We start from the raw sequence: 6354 nt of genomic DNA, 5'->3' as shown, positions 1-6354 counted from the left end.
GTGGGAAGCGCTGGGGGGCGAAAGGGGAAATGTTTTGGGGGGGAGCCCACTCGGCTTTGGCGCGCGGTTTTGAAAAAAAAAAAACGCACCCGCCAATGCCGATTGGCCTCCGCTCAAAATCATTGCCCATTGCGCACCGAAGCGCTTCCAACGGCGGACGGCGGTGCCGAGCTGGAGCAACGAAGCCGTTAAAAAGGCTGGGATGTTCGTTGCCAAGGCCACGTAACACGTCGCTGTCCAATCCACGGAAACTGTCGTCGCGCGAGTTCGTGGAATTCCTGGTTCAACAACGCGACGCGCAATTGCACGACACTGTGTGCCCCCACGCGACTCCAGCGCATATGCTGGCTCTTGCACATTCGACGGCCAACGATTCGGTTAATTGACGATTCGACGAAGCCGGTGGAGATCCGCCCTCCCGCACATTGCCATGTGCGATAGTCGATCAGCGACTCAGCGTTGCTGTCGAGATACGTGCACACATTCGAGAGGCTATAGCTCGCTTTCCTGACTTGGCTGCTCACTGCCGGATCTCGTGTCTCACGTAGATCAAGCGAGTGAGCGAGTCTAGCTGCAAACTGCTGCCAGGCCGATGTGCGTCCGACCCAAACGTAGTGGCGGAAGCGGACAAACAGATCCCACAGTTCAAACGCTGATCCACTGTCCGTGAGTCGCCCATATGCCAGAGGCGCGATAGCCTGCTCAACGCGTCGCAACATCCGCCCGATGTGTGCCCAATCGAGAATCCACTCGTTATCGTATGGGAGATCATTAGCGACGCCGGCCAGGTCCCGAGCTCCGTCAGTCAGGACAACGACTTCATTAGGATCCCCGTATCCGCTGTCCTCGAGGAATCGTGTCATTTCTTGATTCAGTCGCCTGGTGCGCGGCATGGCGGAAGCCCACACTCGTGGCTGCTTACCGGCTTGGCCCAAAGCAGCAACGACGACTGCGATCGACGACGACCGGTTCCCGGCTTCTGCGCGATTTTCCTTGCCCGAACCCTTGCGATTGCAACGTGCGCGACGGACATAGCCGACGTCAATGCCAAGCTCCGCAATCGGTTTTTCCGTCTCGCACCACCGACGCACCGGCCGTGCGTGCTGTATCGATTTTCCGATGGCCACGGTGTGGTTGCGAATGGTTACATGATTGTCGCGACCTGAGGTGGGTAGCAGAAGGTCCATGACGGCCTTGGCTTGCCGGTAGGGCATCGTGGCGCCCAGCTCCGCGTGCAGCCATCTCAGTTCACCGGTACTTGCCTCCGTCAGGTAGTTCTTGAGCGGAGAAACATATCTTGCGCCGTCAGCACCGCAATTACAGGCCTTCCATCGTTCGCGGCAATAGTAAACCTTTCCTAACGCGGTCTTCAGCTCCGAGCAATGATTATCATGCAGGCGACGCTGGACGCCGCAATCCACACAGGATCTACGCGAGGCAAAAAAACGTTCGATCTGCTCGACAACGAACTCCTGCTGCACACAATTGAGCAAAGACTTGCCTTCACTGAGTGACAGTCCCACGTCTCCGGGCGTCTGGTCTTCGATGGGCCTGTGCAACCGCATGACCTCAACCCGCTTTACCACACTCCCATCGCCGTTATCGAACTCAAGAACGATCGTGCATCGCATGGTGGCTCCTGGTCTCGTCGTTAGGGATACGATACCCCGCTGTGCGCTCGTCTCCCAGACTTTTTAACGGCTTCCACCAACATCCATTGCAGCGGTTGCCAGCACCGCCTCGAACCGGGCCGCCGCTGTCCAGGCCCGCTCGCGAGCGGGCCTGGACAGCGCATCCGCAAACCAGCGTTCGAGCGTTGACGTCGAAATGCTCCGCTCGTTGGCAACCGCTTCCACCGAAGCGCTTTCAGGCGGCAACAATCGCGCTACTGCTTTGCCCTTAAATGCTTGGCCGTATCTGGCCACTTCGTTCCTCCGTTATTGCCCCACGGTTTCGGATTCTATAGAGGCGACATCTATTCTGACTCGGGGACCTGCATGAAACGCCTTTGAACCATCCACTTGAATGTAGATATCGATCCTGCGATGCACAGCAGTATCGGTATGAGTAAGTCGTGGTTGACCCGCGTGAACTCGACCATCAGCACCAATGCAGTGAGGGGCATTTGCATTGATGCGGCAAGAAAGGCCGCCGCCCCAATGATCGCGTATGCACCCGGCGACGTGCCGGGCCAAAGCATATTCCATATTCCCCCGAGCACGACGGCAATCAACGCTCCGTTCGTCAAACCCGGCGTAAGCAACCCACCCTCCGCACCTGCTCGCAGGGTGCTCACTTCAATGGCGACCTTTAGAACGAGCAGCGTAGTGGCCAGCCCGATGGTCAGGTCGCTATCGAACGAAAGGGTGGCCGCCCCCTTGCCGTTGCCTGCCAATTGGGGGAAAACCATCACGAGCACGCCGATCGCCGCGAAATTGAGAAGCGAATACATCGGCAAGCGCCGGTCTTTCGGGGCGCGCGCACGCGCCTCTTCAGTCAGACGCGTGAATCCCCATGCAGCGACTCCAAATAAAGGACCGCAAATCGCCGACCATACGACGAGCGGTTCACTCAACGCCAGTTGCCCAACCTCGTATTGATGGTCGTTGCCGAGCGCTAGCCAGGCCGTTACCGCGGCAATGACCGAAGTGACCACTGCCGGCACAAGAGCCGACCACTCGAAGGTGCCCAGCAAGACTTCGAGTACGAAGAGTGCGCCGCCCAAGGGCACGTTGTAGACGGCGGCCAGCCCGGCCCCTGCACCGCAGGCGACCATGATGCGACGCTCGGCAGCGTTCAATCCCGCCCGGCGCGCCAGCCAGTCGCTCCATACAGCGCCAATCTCCCGTGGCGCCACTTCCCTGCCGAGCGGCGAGCCCAGCGCGACCGTGACGATTTGCAGCAAGGCATGCACGACGGTGCTGGTCACGGGCATGCGAAAGCCGTCTGGCTTGACGGCTTGCTTAATGCTTACGAGCGGCCGTCCAAAGCGGTAAAGCGCCCACCACCCCAAGCCCGCTACGAGGCCGCAAATGACCAGCGCAGCAAGCCGCCGCTCGGGCGTTGCGGCGCTCACGCCGCTCAAGAAGCTCTCGCCACTCGCTGCGTGGCTGAGGCTGTAACCGTACGCCAGATGCTGGATCGCGTGGAGCAAAAGCGCCAGCAGCATGCCGCCGAGTCCGGCGCCGACGCCGGTCAACACGACAACTGCGGCGAGGACGGGGAACCGGCGATATGGGATGTGCAAGCTGCCAAGTGACGATGGTTCGGTAGCCATGATGTGTCGCAAGAGGAGGTAACTGATAACAAGGCGCAAGTGATGCATCGGCTGGGGCCATGGCGCGACTCGCTGGAGCCGCGCCCCCGGTATGGCTTCAGCCAACAGCCTCCGTGATTCAAAGGGGGCTGCGTGGCCAGGTATGTGCAGCTACCCCCGAAGCGGCAAGCGCGGCTAGAACACATTGACCACGACAATCGCCATCAGCGCCATGACGACCCGCGACAGCGCATAGCCCGTTGCATATCCGATGACAGGCACGTTCGACTTTCCTTCTTGCTGCAGCGCGCCGAGCGCCGCCGTCGTCGACCGCGCGCCGGCGCACGCGCCTAACAAAATGGCGGGGGGGAACTTGAACACGTACCGACCCAGCACGAGACCCACGATCAGTGGCACGAGTGTCACGACCGCGCCGGCGAGGAACAAAACGAGGCCGTATTGCTTGAGGCCACCGACGAAGCCGAGTGCAGCGTCAAGCCCGACGCAGGCGATGAAGCCGTTGAGGCCGACGTTGTTGAACACCCAGACGGCAGCCTCGGGGATACGTCCGAACGTGCGCCTGGTTGCACGCAGGTAGCCGCAAACGATCCCGGCTACGATCGCGCCGACCGCGGTGCCGAGGCTGAAAGGGATGTGATTGATGTGGATGGTGATCGCGCCGATCAGGCTGCCGATGACGATGCCGGAGGCCATGAACACCATGTCGGAGCTTTGGACGGGACGGTCTGCGTAACCGAGCTCTTTCGCGATTTTATCGACGTCCTGACGCGCGCCGAGTATCGTCAGCACGTCGCCCCGTTTCACTTGCAGCTCGCGTTGCATCGGCTGTGACACATCGGCGCGCGTGACCTTCAAGAGGAACACGCCGCGACCAGGCTGGCCGAACAGCGTGTCGACGACCTCGCCGAGATTCTTGTCGGCATAGCCCTTGTTGGTGACGACGACGTCGAGTTGCTCGGTCGGGAATTCAAGCAGCGGGACGTCTTTCACTTCCGGACCGAAGCGGTCCTCGTGCGCGAGGAGTCCGGCGAGGCCTCCCGACACGGCGACCACAGCACCTTCGGTGAGCACGGTGTCGCGCGCGCAGTCGACGATGGCTGCACCCTCGGTAACCCGCATGCGTCGTACAAAGACTTCGTGGTTGAAGAGGGTCTCGACCTCAAGCACGGTCTTGCCGGCCAGCGCCGTATTCGACAGCCGGAATGCGCGCGCCGAATATTCACGGTACGCGGTGGCGCCGATCGCGCCGCCGACTCCGTGTTCGCGTGCATATTTTTCGCATTCTTGCGCAAGATCAAAACCCATGAGCTTTGGCGCGATGTTCGCGAGCAGGTACGCGGAACCGACCGTCCCGAAAGGGTAGGTCACCGCATACGCCACCGACATGAGCGCCAGCGCGCTCTGCGCTTGCGCGCCGGCGATACCGGACTGCCTGACGAGATCGGTGGCGACCCCGAGTACGGTCGAGTTCGTATAGCCGCCTGACAGCAGGCCTGATGCGAGCGGCGCATTGTACCCAAGCAGTTTGCCAAGGGCGATTGCGGTGGCCGTCCCAACGAAGCAGAGGATGACAGCGAAAACGACCTGGGGCAGTCCGTCGCTTCGCATCGCACGAATGAACCCTGGGCCGACAGAATAGCCCACGGAGAACAGGAACATCGCAAAGAATGTGGCCTGCATCACGCCGGGTAGCTTGATGCCGATCTGGCCGATCAACAGCCCGGCCAGCAGCGTCGACGTGACGACGCCAAGACTGAACGACCCGAGCTTCTTGTTTCCGAACCAGAAGCCGACGCCGAGCGTAAGGAAAAGTGCGATTTCCTGGTGTTTCTGGAGTGTTTCGACAATGTATTCCACGACAAGTGACTCCGTTGGTTAGCGGCCTCGCACAGTCGGTTATCCATGAAAGGCAATGCGTGTACCGAATGAGGAACATCCGTGCGATCGATGGAATCTGTACGGAAGGCGGGGCTTGTCGCACCGCGTGGCACGGAGGCCACGCGGCGACCATAGCCCCTATAGACCGTCGGCTGCTCAGTATCCGGGTTGGTAGAGGAACGTTTCGATCCAGGCGCGTATGTCAGGCGGACGGCTTACCTGAGCGAGTCCGGCGTCGAACATGAAGTCGGCGATCCGGCATGCCGTCGTGATCTCAGTTTCAAGAATGTTGTCCTGGCTCGGATACAGCATGCCTTTCGCCTGAAGGGCGGGCCCGACCTGATCGGCCGTGGCGTGTGCTGCGACGATGAAGCATTCGTCGGTGAGTCGCGTCGGATGGCACGCGTATGTCGCGAGACCGATCGCCGGGTAGATGTAGAAGTTATTGGCTTGACCCGGCCGGTGCAGACGCCCGTTTACCTCGAACTCCGGAAACTGCACGCCGGCCGCAAAGAGCGCACGGCCGTCCGACCACGTATAGGCCTGCTCGGCCGTGCATTCGGCCTTCTTTGTCGGATTGGACAGCGCGAAGATGATCGGTTTTTCGTTGAACCGCGCCATTGCCTCGACGACCTCCTTCGTGAATGCGCCCCCTTTCGTCGACGCGCCGATCAGGACGGTCGGCTTGAAGCTTTCGATCACGTCGAGGAAGTTGTTGCTCGGCTTGTCGTCGTGTGCCCAGACCTTTTGTGCTTCCGTGAGATCGGTGCGCGACGATTCGATGAGACCGTTTATGTCGAAAAGACGGATACGCGAACGCGCATCTTCTCGCGAAAGCCCCTTGGTCTGCATCTCGGCAGCGATCAGCTTCGAGATGCCGATCCCGGCGGACCCGGCTCCGAGGAACAAGATGCGCTGGTCAACCAGGCGGCCCCCCGTCTGATTCATGGCCGCCGCAATTCCGGCAAGCATAATTGCCGCGGTGCCCTGGATGTCGTCGTTGTAGCAGAGGACGCGGTCGCGGTAGCGGTCGAGCATTCGAATGGCGTCCGTACCTTTCCAGTCTTCGAAGTGAATGCAGCAGTTCGGGAACACGACCTGAACGGCCTCGATGAACTCTTCGGTCAGTTCGTCCAGCTCGGCTTCCGTTAGCTGCGGCTCGCGTGTGCCCATATAGAAGGGGTCGGCGCGAAGCTGCT

4 protein-coding genes and 1 pseudogene are annotated in these 6354 nt (G+C 60.6%); all 5 read right to left on the bottom strand.

What is annotated here, in order from left to right; all coding sequences use genetic code 11:
* Positions 1-188: 188 nt before the first annotated feature.
* Positions 189-1631: an ISKra4 family transposase gene (locus GNZ13_RS22125; RefSeq protein WP_172168052.1), complete on the bottom strand. Its 1443-nt coding sequence runs from the start codon at positions 1629-1631 to the stop codon at positions 189-191.
* A gap of 81 nt (positions 1632-1712) precedes the next feature.
* Positions 1713-1925: pseudogene (locus tag GNZ13_RS22120) on the bottom strand (IS3-like element ISAzo10 family transposase); the annotation flags it as partial.
* A 50-nt stretch (positions 1926-1975) separates the two neighbouring features.
* Positions 1976-3277 carry a chloride channel protein gene (locus GNZ13_RS22115; protein ID WP_172168050.1) on the bottom strand — a complete coding sequence of 434 codons (1302 nt, stop codon included), beginning with the start codon at positions 3275-3277 and terminating at the stop codon, positions 1976-1978.
* A 174-nt stretch (positions 3278-3451) separates the two neighbouring features.
* Positions 3452-5134 (bottom strand): aspartate-alanine antiporter, encoded by a 1683-nt coding sequence (aspT, locus tag GNZ13_RS22110; protein ID WP_172168048.1) that lies wholly within the window; start codon positions 5132-5134, stop codon positions 3452-3454.
* 177 nt (positions 5135-5311) lie between these two features.
* Positions 5312-6354, bottom strand: a 1043-nt coding sequence (maeA, locus tag GNZ13_RS22105) for an oxaloacetate-decarboxylating malate dehydrogenase (RefSeq protein WP_172168046.1), incomplete at its 5' end; no start/stop codon positions are given.

This window comes from Paraburkholderia elongata, from assembly GCF_013177735.1.
Taxonomy (GTDB): domain Bacteria; phylum Pseudomonadota; class Gammaproteobacteria; order Burkholderiales; family Burkholderiaceae; genus Paraburkholderia; species Paraburkholderia elongata.
Note: the sequence above shows the minus strand (reverse complement) of the source record. Positions and strands in the feature narration are given on the sequence as shown.

Bases quoted from the DNA above. Each gene is read 5' to 3' on its own strand.
- GNZ13_RS22115 (WP_172168050.1), bottom strand. From the start codon at position 3,277: ATGGCTACCGAACCATCGTCACTTGGCAGCTTGCACATCCCATATCGC.
- GNZ13_RS22125 (WP_172168052.1), bottom strand. From the start codon at position 1,631: ATGCGATGCACGATCGTTCTTGAGTTCGATAACGGCGATGGGAGTGTG.